This is a genomic window from Corynebacterium pelargi, from assembly GCF_014635485.1.
Taxonomy (GTDB): domain Bacteria; phylum Actinomycetota; class Actinomycetes; order Mycobacteriales; family Mycobacteriaceae; genus Corynebacterium; species Corynebacterium pelargi.
Map to the genome: position 1 here is coordinate 41776 of NZ_BMCX01000001.1, position 22518 is coordinate 64293.

Sequence of the window (22518 nt, forward strand, 5' to 3'; positions counted from 1 at the left end):
GTAATGCAAGGAGTAAACGTGAGCGAGAACCAACACAAGGCAGTGCAGGGTGCACTGTTTGATATGGGGCCAGACCAAGAGGTTGGCTATCGCGTGCCCATTGCTTGCCAGGTTGCCGGCATTACGTATCGCCAACTTGATTACTGGGCGCGCACCGACCTGGTGCAGCCGAGCATTCGCAATGCCCGCGGCTCCGGTTCTCAGCGTTTGTACTCCTTTAGGGACATCTTGGTGCTCAAGATTGTCAAGCGCCTGCTCGATACCGGCATTTCCCTGCAGAATATTCGCTTAGCGGTAGAGAAACTTCGCGATCATGGCGTAGACGATCTTGCAGAGATCACCCTCGTATCCGACGGCGTGACGGTGTACGAGTGCCGTTCCAATGAAGAGGTTATCGACTTGCTCGGCGGAGGCCAGGGTGTGTTCGGTATCGCCCTGCCCGGCATCATGAAGGAACTGACCGGCACCATCGATTCATTCCCCTCTGAGCGTATTGATCAGCACGATCAAGACAATGTAATTGGCGTGGATGAGCTCGCCGCGCGCAGGATGCGACGCTCCTCCTAGTTTTTCACTCGCTTAAGAAAAAACCCTCAGCTACCACTCGCGGTAGTTGGGGGTTGCTGCTTTTGGGGGTAGTTACGGGGGTATTTATGCAGGGCGCAAACAATTTCATGTTGTTAAAGACGTCACAGTGTAAATCTTGTCAGGAAAAGGAAAAGCGCCTCACCACGCCTTATATGCCTTAAGTTTTCCCGCTTTTTGTAAGCCAAGCGTGACATGACAGAAAAATCTGTAAAGATTCGCTAGTGTTGGCTAGGTAAAACATTCACCACTGTTGTGTGCTACACAACAGTTAGTAGGTGGCGTTCGCGCCACCGAACCCAACCCGTAGGAACCGTCGAAAAGTTCGAAGGTTTTCCAACATAGCGAGCTTTCAGACGGAGAAAGGTTTCCTCATGGCGTCCACAACCAAGCACCCACTCAATCCCGAATATTTCGAGAAGGTGTGGGACAACTTCGAGCACCAGCACTACGATGTCGTCGTCATCGGCGGCGGCTCCGTCGGTGCAGGTGCCGCGCTGGATGCAGCTACCCGTGGCCTCAGCGTTGCAGTGATTGAAACCCGCGACTTCGCCGCAGGTACCTCGTCCCGCTCCTCCAAGATGTTCCACGGTGGCCTGCGCTACCTGGCAATGCTCGACTTCCGTCTCGTGGCAGAGTCCCTGCGCGAGCGCGAACTCAACATGTCCACCCTTGCACCTCACCTGGTCAAGCCCCTGAAGTTCATCTTCCCGCTGACTCACCGCATCTGGGAGCGCGTGATGATGTTCGGCGGCTTCACCCTTTACGACCTCATGGGCGGTGCAAAGAGCGTGCCCATGCAAAAGCACTACAGCCGCAAGGGCGTGCTCAAGATGGCCCCAGGCCTCAACGACGACGCCGTGGTCGGCGGTGTGCGCTACTACGACACGCTTGTCGACGACGCACGCCACACCATGACCGTGCTGCGCACCGCCGCAGAATACGGCGCTGATATCCGCACCTCCACCCAGGTCGTAGGCTTTGAAAAGGACGGCAGCCGCGTCGTGGCAGCCGTTGTTCGCGACACCGAAACCGGTGCAGAAACCCAGGTTCGCGGCTCGGTGTTCATCAACGCCACCGGCGTATGGAACAACGAGATTGAAAAGCTCGCCGGCGCAAAGGGCAAGTTCTCCGTACACGCCTCCAAGGGCGTGCACATCGTGATCCCGAAGGATCGCCTGAAGTGCGATGCAGCGCTGTGCTTCGTTACCGAGAAGTCCGTGCTCTTCGTGATTCCTTGGGGCGAGTACTGGATCGTTGGTACCACCGACACCGACTACAAGCTCGGTCGTCCAGACCCGGCTCCGACGCGTGCCGATATCGACTACATCCTGGACCAGCTCAACCGTCGCGTGAAGCACCAGATCACCCACAGCGACATTGTGGGCGTCTACTCCGGCCTGCGTCCGCTGCTCGAGGGCAGCTCCGACTCCACCTCGAACCTCTCGCGCAACCACGCCGTTGCCCATGTATGCCCCGGCCTGGTCTCCGTTGCAGGTGGCAAGTACACCACCTACCGCGTGATTGGTAAGGACGCTGTGGATCTTGCCATCAAGGACGTGCCCAAGCAGGTTCCGGATTCCATCACCGACCAGACCCCGATCCTGGGTGCCGATGGCTACCACGCCCTGGCCAACCAGGTATCGGCGATCGCACGTCGTAACGACCTTCCGGCAAAGACCATCGAGCACCTGCTCGGCCGTTATGGATCCCTGTACTCCGAGGTGCTTGCTCCTGCCAAGGAAGATGCATCCCTGCTGCAGCCCATCGACGGTGCAGAAGGCTACATCTGGGCCGAGGTTCGCTACGCCGTCACCCACGAAGGTGCACTGCACCTCGAAGACGTTTTGAACCGCCGCCTGCGCGTGGCAATGGAGTACGACGACCGTGGCACCAAGGCCGCACCCGCCGTCGCAGAGTTCATTGCACCGCTGCTGGGTTGGGACGAAGAAACCCGCGAGGCAGAACTCAACACCTTCGTTCAGCGTGTTGAGGCCGAGCTTGAGGCTGAACGTCAACTTACCGACGAAGCCGCAAATGACCTCATGGTCGCCGTTGGCGACACCCGCTCCAATATCGAGAAGGGAATCGATCTCTAATGGAAATTACTGCTGCACAGGCGTTTGGCTGGGAATTCCTCGGCACCATGCTGCTGCTTTTGCTGGGCAATGGTGTATGTGCCCTCAACGCCCTGCGCACCTCCGGTGGACGTAACACCGGCTGGTTAATCATCGCCTTCGGTTGGGGCATGGGCGTGTTCGTAGGTGCGTCCGTTGCTGATGTTTCAGGCGGACACCTCAACCCCGCAGTGACCCTCATGGTTGCACTCCGAGGCGGAGTGGGCTGGGATCTCGTTCCCTGGTACTTCCTCGGACAAATCCTTGGCGCCTTCTGCGGTGCGGTGCTTGCTTGGGCAGCGTTCAAGCAGCTCTTCGACGCCAACAACTACGACGAAGAAGGCAATATCACTCACGCCAACCAGACCACCGGTGGCATCTTCTTCACCGGTCCTGCGCACCCGAAGAACGGCTGGAACGCCGTCACTGAGTTCATCGGCACCTTCGTCCTGCTGGCCTGGATCGCCTTCGCGCCAGCTAACGGCGAAATCAGCAGCCTGAAGTACTTCGCAGTGGCCTTCGTAGTGGTCGGTATCGGTATGTCGCTTGGTTCGCCAACCGGCTACGCCATCAACCCCGCCCGCGACCTCGGTCCTCGCCTTGCCTACGCCCTGGCCCTACCCATCAAGGACAAAGGTAGTGCAAACTGGGGCTACGCCTGGGTTCCGATCGTGGCGCCCATGCTTGCAGCAGTGTTCACCGGCGTGCTTGCAAATGCGCTGGTCTAAGCAATAACGCTCGGTATCTAGAGAAAAGGAAGCAAATCTATGGGTAACACCAAGTACGTGGCAGCCATTGACCAAGGCACCACCTCCACCCGTTGCATCATCTTCGACCACGAGGCCAACCAAGTTGCCGTGGGGCAGTATGAGCACGAGCAGCACTATCCCCAGAAGGGTTGGGTTGAGCACGATCCGATGGAGATCTGGGACAACACCCGCCGCGCCGTGGGTCGTGCCTTGGCCGAAAGCGATGTCGCACGCGAGGACATTCTTGCCGTAGGTATCACCAACCAGCGCGAAACCACCGTCGTGTGGGACAAGAACACTGGTGAACCGGTGTACAACGCGATCGTGTGGCAAGACACCCGCACCAACGAGATCTGTGAGGAACTCGCTGGCGAAGAAGGCCCAGACCGTTGGCGCAAGAAAACGGGTATGCGCATCAACTCCTACCCGGCAGGCCCGAAGGTCAAGTGGATCCTGGACAACGTTGAGGGCGCACGCGAGCGCGCCGAAGCAGGCGACCTCCTCTTCGGCACCATCGACACCTGGCTGCTGTGGAACCTCACCGGCGGCGCCGAGGGCGACGAGGGTGAAGCAGCCGTCCACGCCACCGACGTGACCAACGCTTCTCGTACCCTGCTCATGGACCTCGAAACCCTCCAGTGGGACGAGGAACTGTGCAAGGCCATGGATATCCCCATGTCCATGCTGCCTGAGATCCGCCCCTCCGTTGGCGATTACCGCCACGTTCGCGAGCGTGGGACCCTTGCAGGTGTGCCGATCCGCGCCATCCTGGGTGACCAGCAAGCCGCAATGTTCGGCCAGGGCTGCTTCCGCGCAGGCGATGCCAAGAACACCTACGGCACCGGCCTCTTCCTGCTGCTGAACACCGGCAAGAAGCCCAAGTGGTCCGAGCATGGCCTGATCACCACCGTGTGCTACCAGCTTGAAAACGAAAAGCCTGTGTACGCACTCGAGGGCTCGGTCGCTATGGGCGGTGCACTGGTGCAGTGGCTGCGCGATAACCTCCAACTGATCCCCAACGCACCCTCGATCGAAAACCTTGCCCGCGAGGTTGAAGATAACGGTGGCGTCTACATCGTGCCCGCGTTCTCCGGTCTGTTCGCACCGCGCTGGCGTCCCGATGCCCGTGGCGTGATCGTTGGTCTTACCCGATTCGTCAACCGCAAGCACATCGCCCGCGCTGTGCTCGAAGCCACCGCCTACCAAACCAGGGAGCTTGTTGACGCCATGGTCGCAGACTCCGGCGTGGAACTGACCGATCTGCGCGTTGATGGTGGCATGACCATGAATGAGCTGCTCATGCAGTTCCAGGCTGATGTGCTCGGCACCAACGTTCAGCGTCCTAAGAACATCGAAACCACCGCGACCGGTGCTGCATACGCAGCCGGCTTGTCCGTTGGCTTCTGGGAGAACCTCCAGGCCCTGCAGCAGCAGACCGATGCTGCCAAGGTGTGGAAGCCCAAGATGGATGCAGAAGAAGTCGATGCACTCTACAGCGAGTGGAACCGCGCCGTTGAGCGCACCTACGACTGGGAAGTAAGCGAAAAGAAGTAGCCTAACCCCACGGCAAAAGCCCGAACAAGCAGCAGCTTGTTCGGGCTTTATGCTTGGCCTGTAAAAGGCTCTAACTCAAGCCCACCGCGCGATGCACCGCAGTATCAAGTTCGGCGGGATCCGTTACGCGGGTCACGCTGCCGCCATGTTCTTCAATAGCCTGTGCCAAGGCCGCATCAGATTGATCACCTAATTCGATGAGGTGGACGTGAATATCGCGCTGAGCGGCGTCTGCCAAGGCGGTACGGACATCAGCATCGTCCACGCTGCCGGTGCTCAACAGCACCACGGTGGTAGGCGTTGCGTGTTCTTGGGCAATATTAAGTGCCGCTAGCAGCGCTTCGTGCGTCTGCGGCACACCGCCGATTCCGAGTGCTCGTACTGCCTGGGAGATGGAGAGCTCGTCGTCGAAAAGCACATTGGGGCGCCAACCTTGCACCACACCAGGGTTTAGGGGCGAAGAATAATTCAGCAAGGCGGCGTCGTGATCGGTGCCGAGGGCTGCCACGGCATCAGCAATCGCCTCACGGGCCTGTTCCGCCCAAGGGCCACTGGCCTCGGAGGTATCCAAAAGGAAGAGCGTGTCTTGGCTTCGCTGTGTGGTTTGCAGCGGCGAGCCAAAAGCGTTGAGTACTTCCACCACGGTGGGGTCGAGTTCCTTGGCCTTATCCTGTTGGAATTCTTGGACTATTGCATCCGCGCCGCGTTGGGCATCTTCGCTGACCTGATCATTGGCGTTGAGCACGACGCCACGCACCGGCATTTCGACGCCATCTGCCTGCATGAACTGCCAGCCATCAGCGGCAAAGCCCTGCGATGTGGCATAGGGGAGATCCTGGGTGCTGGCTTGCTCAATATCGAGGCCACGATCTTGTTCAATGGCCGCGTATATCGAGTCATAATCCTGGAATTTCTGCGCCGCGAGCAGAGCAGAGGCCACGGCATCGGGGGAGGTGGGGTAGCGAAGCTCCATCTCCGGATTCCAGGGTTGACCGTTTCTATCGGCTACACCCACGGCGAGGGTGGCAACAATGGGCCACTGGTTGCTTGCGGCTTGGCGATCAGACCGTGCCAGGACGTCCTTTATGGTCAGGTCGGTTTCGGCACTGAGCAGGAGTGCTGCTTGGGCGGGGTCGTCGACAAGCTGTGGTTCTAAGCAGAAATCCTGGGTTTGGGGGTTGGCATCTGCAAAGCGCTTGATTAACCACTCGGCATCAATCATGCCGTGAGTGGCGATAGGAACAACCAGCTCTCCTTCGATGCAGGCTTGGGCTCGATGTTCCTCGTCGGAGCGGATGCGCTGATTTGACCAAAGCAGCACGGCGGCGATGACTAAGACCACCGCCAGCAGCGTGATCACTAGCCCCTGAGAGAGGCGATAGTTGGGCTTACCTGAAGAATGTTGTCCCACGTTGTGTTCCTTATTCCGCGATATCTAAAACCCAGCTTAAAGGCTTCGCGACGCAAGGTGTGGGATTACTAGCGCTGTTCGTGAGTCCAATCGGCGAAGGTGCCTAAGTACTCCTCAATCAGATCTTCAAGGGTGATGACACCGAGCAGCTCGCCACGGTCGCGTACCTGCGCCATGTGTGCGGATTTCTTGTGCATGAGCTGCAAGGCCTCATCGAGGGTGCCACCAGCATGAATGATCGTCAGCGGGCGGATCTCAGAACGGTGGATAATCGCGTCGTGGTCTTCTTCCTCAAAGCGATCCAACAGATCCTTGATGTGCACATAGCCCAAGAAGGCGCCATCGGCGGCGGTGACGGGGAAACGGGAGAAACCTGTGGCTGCGACCGCCTCCTCTACGTCCTTTAACCTCGGGCCGCGGCGCCCAAAGCTCACCGTTCGCACCCGCTCAAGCGGAATCAGAATTTCCGTGACCAGGCGATCTTCCACCTGCAGCGCCTTGGACAAGCGCGAGTGTTCCTGAGCGTCCAAGAATCCCTCCGAACGCGACTCGGAGATCATCGAGGCCAATTGCTCAGGATCCACACCCGCATCGAGCTCATCTTTTTGCTCGATGCCAAAGGCCTTGAGCGTCAAACGCGCCACCCAGTTAAAGAAGGCGATAAACGGCCTGGTGATGTGCATGAACACCAAGAGGGTAGGGGTGAGCCACAACGCCAAAGTTTCCGGGCCTGCCAGCGCAATATTCTTCGGCACCATCTCGCCGAACAAAATGTGCAAGAAGGTAATCATCGCCAAGGCGATGACGAAGGATACGGGGTGCAATAGGTTTTCTGGCAGCCCCAAAGAATGGAAGGGCACCTCAACGAAGTGCGCGATCGCAGGTTCGGCCACTTTACCGAGGATCAATGAGCAAATGGTGATGCCCAACTGGCACGCCGCCAGCATGATCGAGAGATGCTCGATGGCATAGAGCACGCGCTTGGCACCTGGGCGTTGTTGGCTAATGAGGTTTTCAATGCGATCTCTTCGAGAAGAAATCAAAGCAAACTCTGCGGCCACGAAATAGGCATTGGCCAGCAATAAGGCCAGGATCATGGCAATGGTGACAAAAAGACTCATCGCGAAGATCCTCCTGTTTGGTGCTCGGCGTTCTCTACCCCGTGGCTTGCAAGCATCGCCTCCGCCTCTTCGGAACTCATCGGGGAAAGAATGACGCTTTCCACGCGGCGATCCTCCATCAGCGTGACTTTGGCGAGCCAGCGGCCCTTAATACCGGATTCGAATTCCGCCATCATCGGGTTATCGCTTTCGGGCAAGAGCAATTCATCGCCCACCTTGGGAATCCTGCCCAAGGTGGCCATGACCAGTCCACCGAGGGTTTCATAAGGGCCTTCGGGGCCGATATAGCCCACCTTTTCTGCTAATTCATCCAAGCGGACGAGTCCGGCTACTTGCCAGTTCGAGCCGAAGCGTTGGAAATCGCGCTCAGCTTCAGCATCATCGTGTTCGTCGTAGACTTCGCCGAGGATCTCTTCTACACAATCTTCAATCGTGATCAGCCCGGCGGTGCCACCGTACTCATCAGCGACCAGGATCACCTGCGAGCCGGCTTTACGCACCTCGTCGAGCACGGTGTCGCCATCGAGGCTTTCCGGCACGATCGGCACGGGCCGAGCCAACTGCTGCATGGTCACCGTCGTGCGCTGTGACTCTGGCACTAAGAAGGCATCTTTGTAGGTGACAACGCCGATGGTGTCATCCAAATCTCCGCGGATCACGGGGAAGCGGGAGTGGCCCGTTTCAATCGCGAGGGCAATGAGGTCTTGGACGGTGTCGTCTGCAGAAAGAGCGTCCACGGTCGAGCGGGGAGTCATCAACTCACCGGCGGTGGTCTCTCCGAATTTCAGGGAGCGGTCAAGCACCAGGGCTGTATTTTCATCCAAGTCGCCACTTTCGGCGGAATTACGCACCAAAGCGGTGAGTTCCTGGGCCGAACGCGCGCTGGCAAGTTCATCTGCCGGCTCAATGCCCATTCGGCGCACCGTGAAGTTGGCGGCCCTATTGAGCAGGTTGATAAAGCCTTTGAACACAGTATTAAAGGCGTGCACCGGACCAACCACTGTCCTTGCGGTGGCAAGGGGGTTGGTAATGGCCACGTTTTTGGGCACCAGCTCGCCAAACACCATCGATAGCCCGGTAGCCACCAGCAACGCCACCACCAAAGCGATGGGAGTGGTGGCTTCTTCGGGCACGCCCATCAGGTCAAGCAGCGGTGTGAAGAACTTCGCCAAAATCGGTTCAGCCAGGTAGCCGGTGGCAAGGGTGGTGAGGGTGATACCTAGTTGGGCACCTGAGAGCACGAAGGAGAGATTGTGAAAATCTCGTTTCACGGCCTTGGCGCGGTTATCGCCGCGAGTTTTAAGGTCGTGTTCGATAGTGGAACGTTCTAGTCCGGTCAGTGCGAACTCAATCGCAACGAAAAGGCCTGTACTTGCTGTTAAAGCGATAAAGCCTATAAGAGATACGATGCTAATGGCTATGTCCATGATGGGCGATTATCTGGGGCGAAACCCCTGAGTAGTGCTCCTTGATTGTCGACGTTTTCTTTGAGAACCCTGCTGCTTGCCAGCAGCATCCCGGCTACCTCTTTGTGCACCCTGGGATTGCTTGCCCTTGAGGCTGCCGGTGCGGCGACCTGCACTGCGGGACCCTTGACCTTGATCTGTTGAACGCCGGCGCGAGCCGGTGCTCTTTTTAACCCCAGATCTACCGCGTGAGGCACCCTTCGCCTTTTGTGTTGCGGCCTTTGGTTGTTGGGCGCCAAAAGGAGGAAGGGGTGCTCCGTGCGTTTCTTTTGCCCCGCAGAGGGCAATCAATGCAGAGGCATCTTCGAGCATCTTAGCGTCTACCTTGGCCTTTGCCAGCATCGCATCGACATCGCTGCGTTGTTCCGGCAACACCAGCGTGAGCACAGCACCATTGGTGCCAGCGCGGGCCGTGCGCCCGGCGCGGTGCAGATAGGCCTTGTGCTCGACGGGTGGGTCGATGTGCACCACGAGGTCGACTTCGGAAATGTCGATGCCGCGTGCTGCGATATCGGTGGCCACGAGCACTGGGATTTCGCCCGATTGGAAGGCTTCGACGGCGCGAGTGCGACTGCCTTGGCCTTTATCGCCGTGCAGACCCGCGGCATGAATACCGCGGCGGCGCAGCTTTTTTACCTGCCGATCCACCGTGTGCTTGGTGCGCATGAACATGATGGTTTTGCCTTCACGCCCCGCGATGAGCTGCACGAGCTCGTTGCGCTGCTCTTTGGAATCCAGATCGAAGCGATAGTGCGTCATGGTATCGACGGCTTGCTGCACCCCTGCGGTCGAATGCGTGACGGGGGAGTGCATATAGCGCTTGACAAGCGTATTGACGTCCCCGTCGAGGGTGGCGGAAAAGAGGAGGCGCTGGGAGTGCGCGGGGGTGGCATCGAGTAACTTGCGCACCTGGGGCATAAAGCCCATATCCGCCATCTGATCTGCCTCATCGAGTGCAGTGATGAGCACGGACTCCAGGGAAATGGCCTTGCGGTCGAGCAGGTCTTGGAGGCGGCCTGGTGTGGCCACCAACATATCCACCGGCGCGGCCAAAGCGGTGAGGTTGCGGTTGATATTGACCCCGCCGAACACTTCCAGCACCCGCATGCCCATCACGGCGGCAAAAGGAGCTAGGCGCTGGCTTACCTGTAAGGCAAGCTCTCTGGTTGGGACGAGCACCAGGGCGCGCGGCTGTTTGGGTTTGGAAGCGCCACCTTGGAGCCGGGCGAGCATGGGAAGGCCAAAGGTGAAGGTTTTACCGGAACCGGTAGGGCCTCGCCCCAACACATCCTTGCCTTCAAGAGCAGATGGGATGGCTGCGGCTTGGATGGGAAAGGGCGAAGTAATGCCTTGGCGTTGCAGCTCGTGCACAATCGCCACGGGCAAGCCAAGGCTTTGAAAAGAGGTCATCGAGGGAAGTCTAGCTTAAGCCTCTACCTCGGAGCGATCCCCGGACCACAGGGTGTGGAAGGAACCGGGTTTATCGACGCGCTTGTAGGTGTGTGCGCCGAAGAAGTCGCGCTGTGCCTGAATCAGGGCGGCAGGCAGGCGCTTTGCTCGCAGGGAGTCGTAGTAGCTCAAGCTGGAGGCAAATACCGGCACCGGCTGTCCAACTTGGGTGGCGATCACGACAACTCGACGCCAGGCGTCGATAAGCTCGGAGAGCTCGGAGGTGAAATAGGGGTCAAGCAGCAGGGATGCCAGCTCGGGGTTGTTGTCGTAGGCCTCGACGATGCGGTTGAGGAACTTCGCGCGAATGATGCAGCCGCCGCGCCAAATGGTGGCTAGGTCGCGGGGGTCGACGTTCCAGTCGTATTCATCGGAGCCGGCCTTGATCTCGTCAAAGCCCTGGGCGTAGGCGATGAGCTTGGAGGCATAGAGTGCCTTGCGCACATCTTCGACGAATGCTTCGCGATCCACGCCGAGATCTTCGAGGCTGCGGATGGTGCCCGATGGCAGTTCGCCAGTGGCTTCGCGCTGTGCAGCGGCACCAGAAAGGGCGCGGGCGAACACGGCTTCGCCAATGCCGGTCACAGGGATGCCGAGGTCGAGTGCGGCCTTCACGGTCCAACGTCCGGTGCCCTTTTGGCCGGCTTGATCAACGATCACATCGACTAAAGGCTTGCCGGTTTCGGCGTCAACCTGATCGAGCACCTCAGAGGTGATCTCGATGAGGTAGGAATCGAGGTCGCCCTGGTTCCAATCGCGGAAGATCTCTGCCAGTTCGGCGGGGCTGTAGCCTGCGGCGTAGCGAAGGAGCTGGTAGGCCTCGCCAATGACCTGCATATCGGCGTATTCGATGCCGTTGTGGACCATCTTGACAAAGTGGCCGGCTCCATCGGGGCCGATGTGGGTCACGCACGGGGTGCCATCGACCTTTGCAGCTACCGACTCCAGCAGTGGGCCGAGAGCCTCCCAGGTGGATTCGGGGCCGCCGGGCATGATGGATGGGCCATTGAGTGCGCCTTCTTCACCGCCGGAGATGCCGGCGCCAACGAAGTTCAGGCCGCGTTGTGCGATATCAGCTTCTCGACGAATCGTGTCGCTGAACAGCGCGTTGCCACCATCGATGATGATGTCGCCTTCATCCATGGCATTGGCGAGTTGATCGATGACAGCATCGGTGGCGGCACCGGCTTGCACCATGATGATGGCGCGACGTGGCTTTTCCAGCGAATCCACGAATTCCTCGATGCTGGAGGCGGGGATGAAGTCACCCTCATTGCCGTGTTGTTCGATTAAGGCGTCGGTCTTTCCCTGGCTGCGGTTATATACCGCTACGGTGTGTCCGTTTCGTGCGAAGTTGCGCGCAAGGTTCGAGCCCATCACGGCCAGGCCTACCACGCCAATCTGTGCTTTTTTGCTGCGATCAGTCATATTGCCAACAATACCCCAGTGCTTGGGCTTCACAATCCAACACATTCGGATACATTAGGGCATATGAGCAAACAATCGGACATGTTAAAGGCACTGTCTTCTCTCGATGCCGAGGGCATGAGCATCGAGGAATTAGAGCGCTTTAATGAAAGTGTTACCGGATTCACCAAGACCCTCGGCATGCGTTTTACCAAAATCACCCCCGAGGTGGTGGCTGCTGAGTTGCACGTATCAGGCGACCACCTCCAACCGGCTGGCATCGTCAACGGTGGTGTGTATTCATCCCTGGCAGAAACGGCAGGCTCCATTTTGGGGCTTACCCGCGCATCCGGTGATCTCGTCGTTGGCGTCAATTGCAACGCCGACTTCATTGCCACCGTCTCGGCCGGTGTGATCGACCTGGAGGCCCGCTTCGTACACGCTGGGCGTTCCAGCCAATTAATTGAGGTGCATCTGCATCACCGCGGCAAGTTGGTGTCTCGTGCGATGCTGCGCACGATGGTCTTGCAAAAGCCGGCGGAGCCGCCAAAGAAAGACAAGTTCGCTGAATAAGCCAAAAACCCGCCTTGACCTCCTCCAAATATCACGGCGAAGGTTTGCGGGTATGTCACCGCCGGGGTGTATGCCCCGGCGGTGATCTTTTTAACCGACTAGATCAGAAGGGGAGCGGGTCTAGAGGGGCTTCGGGGTTGAGGTAGAGGATCCCGGTGATGAGGTCATCGCCATCGAAGGCGATGCGGCCTGTGGTTGATCCGGCCTCCTGTTCTAGGGTGGTGACCACTACCGCGGTCCCGAGAATCTGCTCCGGTTCCCCGGCCTGTGCGATCGCTGAGGTGCCTTGCGGGTGAGTGATGAAGGTGTCGGAGAAGTGTTCCAGCGTTCCTGCTTCTTCGAGGCAAGTCTGCCAAACCTGTGAGATCACATCCCAATTCAGCTCCTCGCGCACGTTGGGGTTAAGCATTGCCATGGCGAGATCTTCCTGCCCCTCGGAGACGAGGGTGAAGAATCGTTGAGCTGTCTGTTTTAAGTGGTGTACGGGGCGTGGCATAAGGGTATCTCCTTCCGGAGTGTTGATTTTGCCGAAGCGTTTGAAAGCGGCTTGTCGGCTGACCCCAAGGGTGCGGCCGATGTCGGCCCAGGATCGGCCTCGCGCTCTTTCGGCAGTGACGGCTACTTCGAGGTTCTTGTGAGCACGTTCCAGTTCGAGTGCTGCTTGGCGTATCTGATCCATGGCGCCAGTAAACCATTAGTTGACAGATCGTGTCAACCAAGGGTTAACACCCACTGGGAGGTGGTGCGAGTTGCGAACCCCTCGCCGCCGGTTCCTTATGCCTGTAGCAAGCGCTACTTTTCCAGCCAGCCCATCTTTTTAAAGGTGATCCATAGGCTCAAGACCACCAGGATCATCGCCGCGAGCACCACGAAGTACCCGTGTTCGGTATGAAGCTCAGGCATGTTGTCAAAGTTCATGCCATACACACCGGCAATCAGCGTGGGCACGGCAGCCATGCCCACGTATGCAGAAATTGCACGCATATCGGAGTTTTGTTGCAGGCTGATGATGGCCACACCGGCGTCGATAAGCGCGGAAAGACGCTCATCGAAGCTGGCCACCAGATCTTTTGCCTGCATCTCGTGGTCGAGCACATCGCGGAAATACGAGCGCAACTGCTTGCCAATCATGTCTTCATTTGAGGCAATCAATTGGCGCAAAGCTGGAGCCAAGGGATCGATGGCATGGCGCATCTCTAAGATCTCGCGCTTGAGGTTATAGATGGTCTGAATATCGATGCGGCTATTTGGGGTAAAGACTTCCTCTTCCAGCTCATCCACTTCCGTGCTCAAGACCTCAACCACGCGCAGATAGTGGTCCACCAGGTGGTCTGACATGGCCCAAGCAATGCCCATGGGGCCGTAGGTGGCGAGCTCTTCGGCGTCGTCAAGCCTCGACTCCAAACCTGGAAGCCTGGTGCGGTGGCGGATCGTGATGATGAAATTTGGCCCAACGAGCATCTGCACCTCGCCAGATTCGATGATTTGGCGGGCATCTTTCACGGTGTCTTGGTCGCGATAAATGATCGAGCGCACCACCATGAAAAGCTGGGAATCGTAGCGCTCAACTTTGGGCCGCTGGTGTGCAGAAACCGCATCCTCAGCAATCAGCTCGTGGATCTGAAAGTCCTCGGCAATCTGCATCATGTGACGTTCAGAAGGCTCATACAAGCTCAACCACACAAATGCTTCATGGCCTTCGGCCTCAAGGGCGCGCATGTGCTCAAGCGTGGGAGGATGTGCCTGATGATCCTGCTGCAGCACGCCATCGACGTAGACCCGAAGGTGATCGGTGATTTCTGCAACGGGCAACGTGGAGCGGTCTACAACCCGAGGTTGGGTCTTGCGTGCCATGGAGGATCCTTTCGCGCCAAGAGCATCGAGGCGGTGCTGATTGAGCAATGTTGAGGGGGTGCGAGTACCTATAATTGCCGATATGCCAACCTGGAAAGAAATTACGAGCCAAAATCCCGAGCACTCCAAGAACTACGCGGCCCGATGGGATCGCCTCGAAGCGCAAGGCAACGACATTGTTGGCGAAGCACGACTCATCGACGCAATGGCGCCGCGTGGGGCAAAGATCTTGGACGCTGGTTGTGGACAAGGACGAATTGGTGGCTATCTGCAACAGCGCGGCCATGACGTTACCGGGGTAGACCTCGATCCGCTACTTATCCAACAAGCTCAACAACGCTACCCGGATGCCACCTGGATCGTTGGGGATCTTTCCGAAGGACCTGAAATTCAAGGCGGCTTCACCCTTGGCGTATGCGCAGGCAATGTACTCACCTTCCTTGCACCTGAGCAGCGCAGGCCAGCGCTTGAATACCTGTACCAAGTCATGGGCTCGCCTTCAAGGCTTGTGGTCGGCTTCGGTGCAGGCCGTGGCTATAGCTTCCCGGCGTTTTTTGAGGATGCCCAAGCCGAAGGCTTCGATGTACAACAGCGTTTTAGCTCATGGGATCTGCAACCTTTTCGCCAGCACAGCGATTTTCTCGTGGCCGTGTTAAGCAAATAGCACCTGGAAGGTGCGCTTGAGCCTGCAGCTTCGCTCCAGTGTGGTGGCAAAGCATCGGTGGCAAAGGCTTGTCGACGAAACCACGCCTCGGCCTCCGAGCGTGGTGGCACAGACATGGCGGCATGGTGGCGTGGCGGCAGTAGCTCGTCCCGGCGCGCCACACTACCGGCTAGAAGTGGGGGAGCAAACGCAGAACGCCCGGCTTGAAAGCCGGGCGTTGTGGTGTGCGAATCAGCTAGATTGCACTAAGTGTTGAAGCTTGAGGCTTGAAGATTTAGGAATCCTTCTTCTGCTTCTTATTCCACTCGCTCATGGCGTTGCGGCCGTAGAGCTGCTGGCGGGTAGCAGCCAGGTTCCAGCGCTTGGGCGACAGTGCGTTGATGCCCCAGGAGAAGGCAGCGGTGACACGGTTGCGGAAGCCGATCAGGAACATCAGGTGCACCACGAGCCACATGATCCAGCCGATGAAGCCGGTGAACTCCAACTTGCCAATCTTTACCACGGCGTTGAAGCGAGACACGGTGGCCATGGAGCCCTTGTCGTAGTACTCGAAGGGTTCGCGCTGCTCGGGGCTGCGGCCTTCGGCTTCTTCTGCGATTTGATCAGCAACGTACTCGCCACCCTGGATGGCCACCTGTGCCACACCCGGCAGGCCATTGAGCGACATCATGTCGCCGATGATGAAGACGTTCTTGTCGGAGCCGACGGAAAGGTCGGGGTTCACGGAAACGCGACCTGCGCGGTCGACCTCTGCGCCGAGCTGATCGGCAACCAGCTTGCCCAAAGGCGAAGCGGCCACACCTGCAGACCAAATCTTGCAGTAGGAGTCCAAGGTGTGCTCGGAGTCGTCCACAGTGGACTTGTAGGTGACGCTATTTTCGTCGATGTTGGTCACGATCGCGTTGAGCTTGACGGTGACGCCGATCTTCTCCAGGGAACGCTGCGCATTGCGGCCCAAACGCTTGCCAAATGGCGGCAGTACCTGAGGTGCGCCATCGAGCAGGATCACCTTGGCGTTGGAGGGGTTGATACGGGTATAAGAACCGGAGAGGGTGCGGTGTGCCATCTCGGCAAGCTGGCCTGCCAATTCCACACCGGTGGGGCCGGCGCCGATCACCACGAAGGTGAGCAGACGCTCACGCTCAGCGGGGTCGTCGGTAAGCTCGGCGCGCTCGAAGGCGCCAACGATGCGGGCGCGAAGCTCAAGGGCATCGTCGATGGACTTCATGCCGGGGGCGAATTCGGCAAAGTGGTCATTGCCAAAGTAAGACTGGCCGGCGCCAGCGGCGATCACCAGGGAGTCGTACTCAACTTCCACGACATAATCATCCAGCTCGGCCTTGACCAGCTTGGCGGAGGTATCAATGTCGGTGACATTGGCCTTCATGATGTTGAGGTTTTCCTGCTGGCCCAAGATCTGGCGGGTGGAGGTAGCGATCTCGCCGGAGGAAAGAATACCGGTTGCTACCTGGTAGAGCAGCGGCTGGAAGAGGTGGTGATTCGTGCGGTCGATCAAGGTGATATCGACGTCTGCGTCTTTGAGCTCGCGGGCGCTAAACAGGCCACCGAAGCCCGAACCAATGATCACTACATGATGGCGGCCGCCATCGGGTCGAAACGGGGTGCTCGACATGTAAAAATTCTCCTCGAAATAATTGCGTCTGCCCTGCGTAGGTTTAGGTTCCACACAAAGATGTGAATATTGCCACCAGGGTATTGGCGATTATGTTAGCGCTTCGTTAGCAGCAAAGCACTTTGGGGATATGTGTTAGCGAAGTTCGGGGTTGATCCGAGTGTTATTTGCGTGGCTCCCACCACTTCATGTTGGCGCCCACTACGCTGAGAAATCGCGTTCTTGGCATAGGAGGGAGGCCCATGAGCACTGTTGATCCGCTGCGCTGGCCAGCTATTGCCAACGTGCCTGAGCAGGGGCGTATCCGACGCCGTGCACGGAAAGCTGAATCCGAGTTTGCCTACGCCTGCGAGCAGGCAGGTTTAAGCCTCGAAGGTGCAGATGCAGACCTGCGAGTGCTCGAAGATGCCCTCTTTTTGCGCATCGCCGATGCTGGTTGGTTGGGTCTTGCCGAAAGCTACATGGCCGGTGAATGGCTAAGTTCAAACCTTCCCCACGTCCTGCAACGCCTCTTGGAAACCGGCTATGCCCCTAAGAGCAATGCCAGGCCCAAAGGGCTTTTCGACGCCCGCGCCACCCCAGTCGATCTGCTTCGGCTGAGCGCAGGCGAGGGGCTTTTTAGCTATGCCTCGGTGTTTAGCTCGGGAGTTCCCACCACCGAACGTATTACCTTGCCTCCGCCCGGGCGCGGCAAGATGAAATCCGCGCAGCCACTGGGTGTTGAGGTCACCACCTTGAGCGATCCAACAGTGGTGGAGCGTCTTGATCAAAGCGACGCACAGGCGCGGGCTGTGGCCACCCTTTTAGATATGGCCGATGTTGGCACCGGCACCTATCTTGCCGACGTGCCTGCCCAAACTCCGGCAGTGGCACTGGCTGCTATTGCACGCAACGCAACCGTGGATGTGATGAGTTGCGATGAAGAGCTTGTAGAAGAACTTGAGGCAGTCGCCTCCAAGGCCCAAGGTGCTCTTGAAGTATGTGCCCTTCCAGGGCCTTTGCCTGAACCGGGGCGCCTGCGCCGCCGTTTTGATGCGGTGGTTAGCGTCGATGGGGTAGAGGCCATGGATCCAGGCGCGCTGAAAACCTGGCTGCATACCTGTGAGCAGGTACTGGTGCCGGGAGGGCATGTGGCTTTAGAAACGCTAGTGGCCACTGAGGCCTTGAAACCTCTTGATAGTGCGCTTGATGTGCTGCGCGCCTACCTTGCCCCTGGATGGCATGGCCGCAGCATGGAACAAGTGCTGCATAGCATTCACGCCCAACCAGGGTTAAAGCCGCAATCGGTGCTGGTGTTTGGTGGCCACTACGTAGAAGGGCTGCGGCTTCAGCGCGAGCGTTTCGAGGCGCATCAGCGCGAAGCCGCTGCGTTGGGTTTTGATGCGGTGTATCGACGCCTGTGGATTTTCCAGCTTGCACTCAAAGAAGCCCTGCTCAGGGCAGGGCTTCTCGATGCGGTGATGATCAGCGCGACCTTGCAGCCACGCAGAGCGGTCTAGCTTGCAGGCGCGCAGAGCGGTCTAGGTAGCCTCCTAGATTTCGCTGAGATCGTAGTCGCGGGTTTCTTTCATGATCCTCACGGCCACAAGGGTGATCAGCGAGACCACGATCAGATACCAGCCCACGGACTGCACACCGAATTGCTGTGCGAGTGCAGTGGCGATAAAGGGTGCAACCGCGGCGCCGAGGATGGAAGAAACGTTGTAGCTAATGCCAGAACCGGTGTAGCGAACATTCGTGGTGAACAGCTCTGGCAACACCGCAGACATGGGGCCGAAGATCATGCCCATGATGAACATGCCAATGGTCAGGAAGGCCAATACCGATGCCTCGGTGGCGTTTTGGGGATCAAGGAAGAAGCGGAAGCTCAAGCCGAATGCGATCATCACGAAGGAGATCACCGTCAGGGTGCGCCTGCGGCCACGCTTATCTGCCAATTGCCCGGCCAGGGGGATACCTGCAATGAAGGCAAAGATGGAGATGAGCTGAAGTTTGAGGAAGTCGATATAAGGAATGCCAAGGCCTTTACCAAGCTCCTTCGAAGCGATGCCGTAGGAAAGAACCCAGGTGGTCACCAGGTAGAACAAGGTGTAGCAGGAGAGCATGACAAAGGTGCCGATGATCATTGGCTTCTTCGAAGTGCGGAAGACTTCAAGCACCGGGGCCTTCACACGCTTGCCGCTATCGACTGCCTGCTGGAACACCGGGGTTTCTTCCAGCTTGAGGCGGATGACCAGACCAACGATGACGAGCACGGCGGACATGGCGAAGGGGATACGCCAACCCCACGTCATGAATGCACCTTCGATATCACCTTTGTTATAGCCGGTGAGCGCTACCAGGATGAGGAAGAATCCGTTGGCCAGCAAGAAGCCGAAGGGTGCGCCGAGTTGCGGCCACATGGCAGCCCACGCCCTCTTGCCGCGTTGAGCGGTTTCGGTGGCCAGCAGGGCTGCGCCGGACCATTCACCACCAAGGCCTAGGCCCTGACAGAAGCGCATGAGCGCCAGCAGTGCCGGTGCCACGATGCCTACCTGGGCATAGGGCGGGATAAAGGCGATTAAGAAGGTGGCGATGCCCATGGTGAGCAGGGAGCCTACGAGTGTTGCTTTGCGGCCGATGCGGTCGCCAAAGTGGCCGAAAAGCAGCGAGCCGATGGGTCGGGCGATAAAGGCCAGGCCGAAGGTGGCAAAGGACTGCAGAAGACCAACCGTGGGATCGTCGTTGGCGGGGAAGAAGAGGATGGGGAAGACCGCGACGGCTGCCGTTGCGTAGACGTAGAAGTCGTAGAACTCAATGGTGGTGCCGACGGTGGATGCGACGATGACCTTTCGGCGCATCGAGGCGTCCATGGTCGCGCCTGCCTGCTGGCTTGCAGGGCTGGTGGTTGTGGTCACTATGGTGCTCCAAAAAGTGATAGAGGAACAAGGGTGCTCTCGAAATTAGCATCCTATATTCCGGGAACGCAATCCCACATATTGAAACACCTTGAGCGGCCGGTTCCACCTGCGTTAAGGAGACACCACCGGCCTCGAGGCTCGTTCCAACAACACCGCCACATGTTCAAATACTTGGCCACACACCATCTCAAGGCCCATCTCGCAAGTGCGATTCGAAGCAACAAAGGCATCAAAATTCCCGGCTTCAAGTGCCTCAGCCTCGGCTTGCGTGGCCGACTTGCTCAGCTCAGGGTGCAGCATGACGCGATCACCGGCGCTGCCGCAGCACCCGGCGCCCTCGGGCACCACAGCCTGACCGCAACGATTCGCCACGGCAAGCAGCATCTCACTTTGCTGCATGTGCTGGACCGAGCAGGTGGGGTGGACTGCAATTCGGCCGAAATCCTCCACGATGGGCAGATGCTCAATCACCGTGCGGTGCAGCCATTCCACAACGTCGAGAATTTCCACGGCTGCGAGGCGCTTACGCAGAGAAGGCTCCAGCACATCTTGCATCTGCGTGATCATGCCGTGGGTGCAACTTGCCGCATCGACGATCACCGGCAGCCTTCCCTCATCGCTCCACCGCAGCAGATCCAGTGCGAGGGTGCGCGCCTGGTATTCGAAGCCTTCCTTATAGCCTTTCGACGACCACGGTGTGCCACAACAATCGCCTGCTACATCTTCAGGAATCCACACAGGCGCGCCCGCACGACGTCCGAGCTCAACCACAGCACGGGGAAGGGGGAGATGCTCTGGGTTGGCCTCGGCGGAATTGCCGAACATGCGGTTGATGCAGGCTGGGAAGTACACCGCGGTGGCTCCCTCAGCAGTGGTGTGTGGCAAGGCCTGAGCGGGCAAGGGCAGAGGGCCAGGCACGCTTGGAAGCACATCGGGGTTGATGACATTGCGGCCAATACGGGCGGCTAGATCAAGGGTGGGGGATCCAAGGACCTTGGCGCTGACCAGGCCACCGCGAACCAATTGTTCCACTACAGCCCATTTCTTCGCGCCACTTAGGGCCGTTTTTGCCGCAATGGGTGAGGCCTGGGCCTGCCGGAACTGCTTCATCACCTTGCCGGTATCGATGCTCACTGGGCATGCAATTGCGCAGGAGCTATCGGCTGCGCACATATCAATGCCGTCGTATTGGAACTGCTCTTGCAAGGTGGCAAGCAGGGGAGAACCGGGAGCTTGGCGCGCCATTTCTCGGCGCAGCACGATGCGCTGGCGTGGGGTGATTGTGACGTCTCTGGAGGGGCACACAGGCTCACAGAAGCCGCATTCCACACAATCGTTGATCTCGTCTTCTACCTTCGGAAGGCTCTTGAAATGCTCAAGGTGGAGGTGTTGATTGCGGGTGAGCTTAATATCTGGTGCCAACACACCTGCGGGGTCGATCGCCTCTTTTACTTCCCACATCAAATCCCAGGCACGCTGACCCCATTCGCGCAGCAAAAACGGAGCCATATTCACACCAGTTCCGTGCTCTGCTTTGAGCGATCCTTGGTACTTATCAATCACGATGGCGCTCATGCGATCGAGGAATTCGGCGTAGCGTTCGCGATCTTCTTGTTGTGCCAGATTCGGCAGTAGGAAGAAGTGCAGGTTGCCAAAGGCAGCGTGGCCCATCACCATTTCCGGATAGCCGAACTCTGCAAGCAAATCGAGCAGATCTGCGGCGCCATCACCGACTTGTTCTGGCGGGAAGCAGACGTCTTCGGTAATCATCGCGGTGCCTTGGGGTCTGTTGGATCCAAGCAGCCCGAAGAGTCCATTTCGGATCTGCCATGCGCCACGCATGGCGGCTTCGCTGCGCTCAAAGTTCAAAGGAGATAACAGCTCAGCACCTTCGAGAGCTTCGGTGGTTGCGGCGATGCAGGCCTCAAGCTCTTCAGCATCGCGTCCACCAAGTTCCACCAACAACGCCGCGGCCTGTGGCGGCAGGTCTGCCCATGCTGGATCCGCGGCAGGGAAGTTGCCTACGGCCTTTTGCATGACGGGTGCGACCAGTAATTCACATGCCAATGCACCTGCTTGCATAATGGGGGCGACAAATCGTGCTGCATCGCGAAGATCCGGCAGCATCACCCAGGCCATGGCCTTGTGCTTGGGTAAGGCAACGGTGTTGATCGTTGCCTCGGTGATAGCCCCGAAGATGCCTTCGGAGCTAATCATGAGTTTATTGAGGATCCGCACGGGGGATTCTTCGTCGATAAATGCATCGAGGCGGATGCCATTGGTATTGCGGATGGAGAATTTCTTCTTAAGCAGCTTGCACAGCGCCTCATCGCTGCGGATCTCATCGCGAATACGCACTAATGCCGCATGCAGCGCCGGTTCTTTTGCGGCGAATGTTTCATCACTTTCGCTGGTATCGACGATATTGCCACTAGGGAGCACCACACGCATAGAGGCAACGCTGTGGTAGCTATCGCGTTCGACGCTGCAGCGCATGCCACCGGCATTATTGGCGAGCACGCCGCCGATGGTGGCAACGGCAGTCGATCCGGGATCAGGGCCGAGCATCACGCCGCTTCGAGCCAGCACCGCTTGCGCATCGCCAAGGATTACGCCCGGCCTGGCCCAGAGCTGAGCGCCTTGATTGAGCACACGCATGCCGGTGAAATGCCGTTTGAGATCAACCAGAATGTCCTCAGTGGCTGCTTGGCCGTTGAGGGATGTACCGGCCGCGCGGAACGTCATGGTGCGGTGATGCTTCTTGGCATAGCGCATCAATGCGGAAATATCGGCCTCACTGCGCGGTTGTACGACCACTGCAGGGATACGCCGATAGGGTGAGGCATCGGAAGCATAGGCGATAAGATCGCTTGCCCGGCCAAGCACCTGGTCTTTGCCAAGCAGTGCTTCGAGCTCGCTCAAAAGCTTCGCATCGCTGCCGTGGCGCAGCGAGCTTGGGGCTGCATCGGGTTCGGGGTGAGAACCTACTGGTTGGCCGATGGTGGATGGCTTTGGGCTGAGCAAGCGTTTCATGG

At 58.4% G+C, this 22518-nt stretch carries 17 protein-coding genes; 7 read left to right on the forward strand and 10 right to left on the reverse strand.

Annotated elements, in window-relative coordinates; genetic code table 11:
• The first annotated feature begins 3 nt into the window (after positions 1-3).
• From IEU99_RS00210 to glpK, 4 genes are all read left to right on the forward strand, one after another.
• Entirely contained in the window at positions 4-567 is a 564-nt protein-coding gene (locus IEU99_RS00210) for a MerR family transcriptional regulator (protein ID WP_128890827.1), read from the forward strand.
• A gap of 392 nt (positions 568-959) precedes the next feature.
• Positions 960-2684 carry a glycerol-3-phosphate dehydrogenase/oxidase gene (locus IEU99_RS00215; protein WP_128889876.1) on the forward strand — a complete coding sequence of 575 codons (1725 nt, stop codon included), beginning with the start codon at positions 960-962 and terminating at the stop codon, positions 2682-2684.
• A gap of 5 nt (positions 2685-2689) precedes the next feature.
• Positions 2690-3430 carry an MIP/aquaporin family protein gene (locus tag IEU99_RS00220; RefSeq protein ID WP_128890826.1) on the forward strand — a complete coding sequence of 247 codons (741 nt, stop codon included), beginning with the start codon at positions 2690-2692 and terminating at the stop codon, positions 3428-3430.
• A 39-nt stretch (positions 3431-3469) separates the two neighbouring features.
• Entirely contained in the window at positions 3470-5005 is a 1536-nt protein-coding gene (gene glpK, locus IEU99_RS00225; protein WP_128889875.1) for a glycerol kinase GlpK, read from the forward strand.
• A gap of 70 nt (positions 5006-5075) precedes the next feature.
• Here glpK and IEU99_RS00230 read toward each other — a convergent pair whose 3' ends face one another.
• The 5 genes from IEU99_RS00230 to gnd all read right to left on the reverse strand — a co-directional run bounded on the left by IEU99_RS00230 (position 5076) and on the right by gnd (position 11880).
• Positions 5076-6416 (reverse strand): VWA domain-containing protein, encoded by a 1341-nt coding sequence (locus tag IEU99_RS00230; protein WP_128889874.1) that lies wholly within the window; start codon positions 6414-6416, stop codon positions 5076-5078.
• A 68-nt stretch (positions 6417-6484) separates the two neighbouring features.
• Positions 6485-7537, reverse strand: a complete 1053-nt coding sequence (locus IEU99_RS00235) for a hemolysin family protein (protein ID WP_128889873.1) — start codon at positions 7535-7537, stop codon at positions 6485-6487.
• On the reverse strand, positions 7534-8964 hold the full coding sequence (locus IEU99_RS00240) for a hemolysin family protein (RefSeq protein ID WP_128889872.1): 1431 nt from the start codon (positions 8962-8964) through the stop codon (positions 7534-7536). Before IEU99_RS00240 ends, IEU99_RS00235 begins: the two co-directional genes overlap by 4 nt.
• A 9-nt stretch (positions 8965-8973) precedes the next feature.
• Positions 8974-10413, reverse strand: coding sequence for a DEAD/DEAH box helicase (locus tag IEU99_RS00245; protein WP_128889871.1), 1440 nt, complete (start codon positions 10411-10413; stop codon positions 8974-8976).
• A 15-nt stretch (positions 10414-10428) separates the two neighbouring features.
• Complete coding sequence (gnd, locus tag IEU99_RS00250) at positions 10429-11880, reverse strand: NADP-dependent phosphogluconate dehydrogenase (RefSeq protein ID WP_128889870.1); 1452 nt, start codon at positions 11878-11880, stop codon at positions 10429-10431.
• A gap of 63 nt (positions 11881-11943) precedes the next feature.
• On the opposite strand from gnd, the gene IEU99_RS00255 reads away from it, so the two are divergent.
• The gene (locus IEU99_RS00255; protein ID WP_128889869.1) at positions 11944-12432 is read left to right on the forward strand and encodes a PaaI family thioesterase; all 489 of its coding nucleotides are present in this window, start codon (positions 11944-11946) and stop codon (positions 12430-12432) included.
• Positions 12433-12535: 103 nt separating this feature from the next.
• Here the strand turns inward: IEU99_RS00255 and IEU99_RS00260 are convergent, their stop codons facing one another.
• Entirely contained in the window at positions 12536-13111 is a 576-nt protein-coding gene (locus tag IEU99_RS00260) for a DUF3887 domain-containing protein (protein ID WP_128889868.1), read from the reverse strand.
• Positions 13112-13224: 113 nt separating this feature from the next.
• Positions 13225-14286: a magnesium/cobalt transporter CorA gene (gene corA, locus IEU99_RS00265; protein ID WP_128889867.1), complete on the reverse strand. Its 1062-nt coding sequence runs from the start codon at positions 14284-14286 to the stop codon at positions 13225-13227.
• An 82-nt stretch (positions 14287-14368) separates the two neighbouring features.
• Between corA and IEU99_RS00270 the strand changes: the two genes are divergently transcribed.
• Positions 14369-14950 carry a class I SAM-dependent methyltransferase gene (locus IEU99_RS00270; protein ID WP_128889866.1) on the forward strand — a complete coding sequence of 194 codons (582 nt, stop codon included), beginning with the start codon at positions 14369-14371 and terminating at the stop codon, positions 14948-14950.
• Between the two features lie 274 nt (positions 14951-15224).
• Here IEU99_RS00270 and IEU99_RS00275 read toward each other — a convergent pair whose 3' ends face one another.
• Positions 15225-16583: an NAD(P)/FAD-dependent oxidoreductase gene (locus IEU99_RS00275; RefSeq protein WP_128889865.1), complete on the reverse strand. Its 1359-nt coding sequence runs from the start codon at positions 16581-16583 to the stop codon at positions 15225-15227.
• A gap of 242 nt (positions 16584-16825) precedes the next feature.
• Here IEU99_RS00275 and IEU99_RS00280 point away from each other — a divergent pair, with 242 nt between their 5' ends.
• Positions 16826-18082 (forward strand): class I SAM-dependent methyltransferase, encoded by a 1257-nt coding sequence (locus tag IEU99_RS00280; protein ID WP_164931158.1) that lies wholly within the window; start codon positions 16826-16828, stop codon positions 18080-18082.
• A 33-nt stretch (positions 18083-18115) separates the two neighbouring features.
• Here the strand turns inward: IEU99_RS00280 and IEU99_RS00285 are convergent, their stop codons facing one another.
• Together IEU99_RS00285 and IEU99_RS00290 are read right to left on the reverse strand one after the other, a co-directional pair.
• A complete protein-coding gene (locus tag IEU99_RS00285) occupies positions 18116-19435 on the reverse strand; it encodes an MFS transporter (RefSeq protein WP_229718364.1) in 1320 nt (439 codons plus the stop codon).
• Between the two features lie 159 nt (positions 19436-19594).
• Positions 19595-22516 carry an FAD-binding and (Fe-S)-binding domain-containing protein gene (locus IEU99_RS00290; RefSeq protein WP_128889863.1) on the reverse strand — a complete coding sequence of 974 codons (2922 nt, stop codon included), beginning with the start codon at positions 22514-22516 and terminating at the stop codon, positions 19595-19597.
• Between the last annotated feature and the right edge of the window lie 2 nt (positions 22517-22518).

Bases quoted from the DNA above. Each gene is read 5' to 3' on its own strand.
- IEU99_RS00210 (WP_128890827.1), top strand. From the start codon at position 4: ATGCAAGGAGTAAACGTGAGCGAGAACCAACACAAGGCAGTGCAGGGT.
- IEU99_RS00215 (WP_128889876.1), top strand. From the start codon at position 960: ATGGCGTCCACAACCAAGCACCCACTCAATCCCGAATATTTCGAGAAG.
- glpK (WP_128889875.1), top strand. From the start codon at position 3,470: ATGGGTAACACCAAGTACGTGGCAGCCATTGACCAAGGCACCACCTCC.
- IEU99_RS00235 (WP_128889873.1), bottom strand. From the start codon at position 7,537: ATGAGTCTTTTTGTCACCATTGCCATGATCCTGGCCTTATTGCTGGCC.
- IEU99_RS00240 (WP_128889872.1), bottom strand. From the start codon at position 8,964: ATGGACATAGCCATTAGCATCGTATCTCTTATAGGCTTTATCGCTTTA.
- IEU99_RS00245 (WP_128889871.1), bottom strand. From the start codon at position 10,413: ATGACCTCTTTTCAAAGCCTTGGCTTGCCCGTGGCGATTGTGCACGAG.
- gnd (WP_128889870.1), bottom strand. From the start codon at position 11,880: ATGACTGATCGCAGCAAAAAAGCACAGATTGGCGTGGTAGGCCTGGCC.
- IEU99_RS00255 (WP_128889869.1), top strand. From the start codon at position 11,944: ATGAGCAAACAATCGGACATGTTAAAGGCACTGTCTTCTCTCGATGCC.
- IEU99_RS00260 (WP_128889868.1), bottom strand. From the start codon at position 13,111: ATGGATCAGATACGCCAAGCAGCACTCGAACTGGAACGTGCTCACAAG.
- corA (WP_128889867.1), bottom strand. From the start codon at position 14,286: ATGGCACGCAAGACCCAACCTCGGGTTGTAGACCGCTCCACGTTGCCC.
- IEU99_RS00270 (WP_128889866.1), top strand. From the start codon at position 14,369: ATGCCAACCTGGAAAGAAATTACGAGCCAAAATCCCGAGCACTCCAAG.
- IEU99_RS00275 (WP_128889865.1), bottom strand. From the start codon at position 16,583: ATGTCGAGCACCCCGTTTCGACCCGATGGCGGCCGCCATCATGTAGTG.
- IEU99_RS00280 (WP_164931158.1), top strand. From the start codon at position 16,826: ATGAGCACTGTTGATCCGCTGCGCTGGCCAGCTATTGCCAACGTGCCT.
- IEU99_RS00285 (WP_229718364.1), bottom strand. From the start codon at position 19,435: ATGGACGCCTCGATGCGCCGAAAGGTCATCGTCGCATCCACCGTCGGC.
- IEU99_RS00290 (WP_128889863.1), bottom strand. From the start codon at position 22,516: ATGAAACGCTTGCTCAGCCCAAAGCCATCCACCATCGGCCAACCAGTA.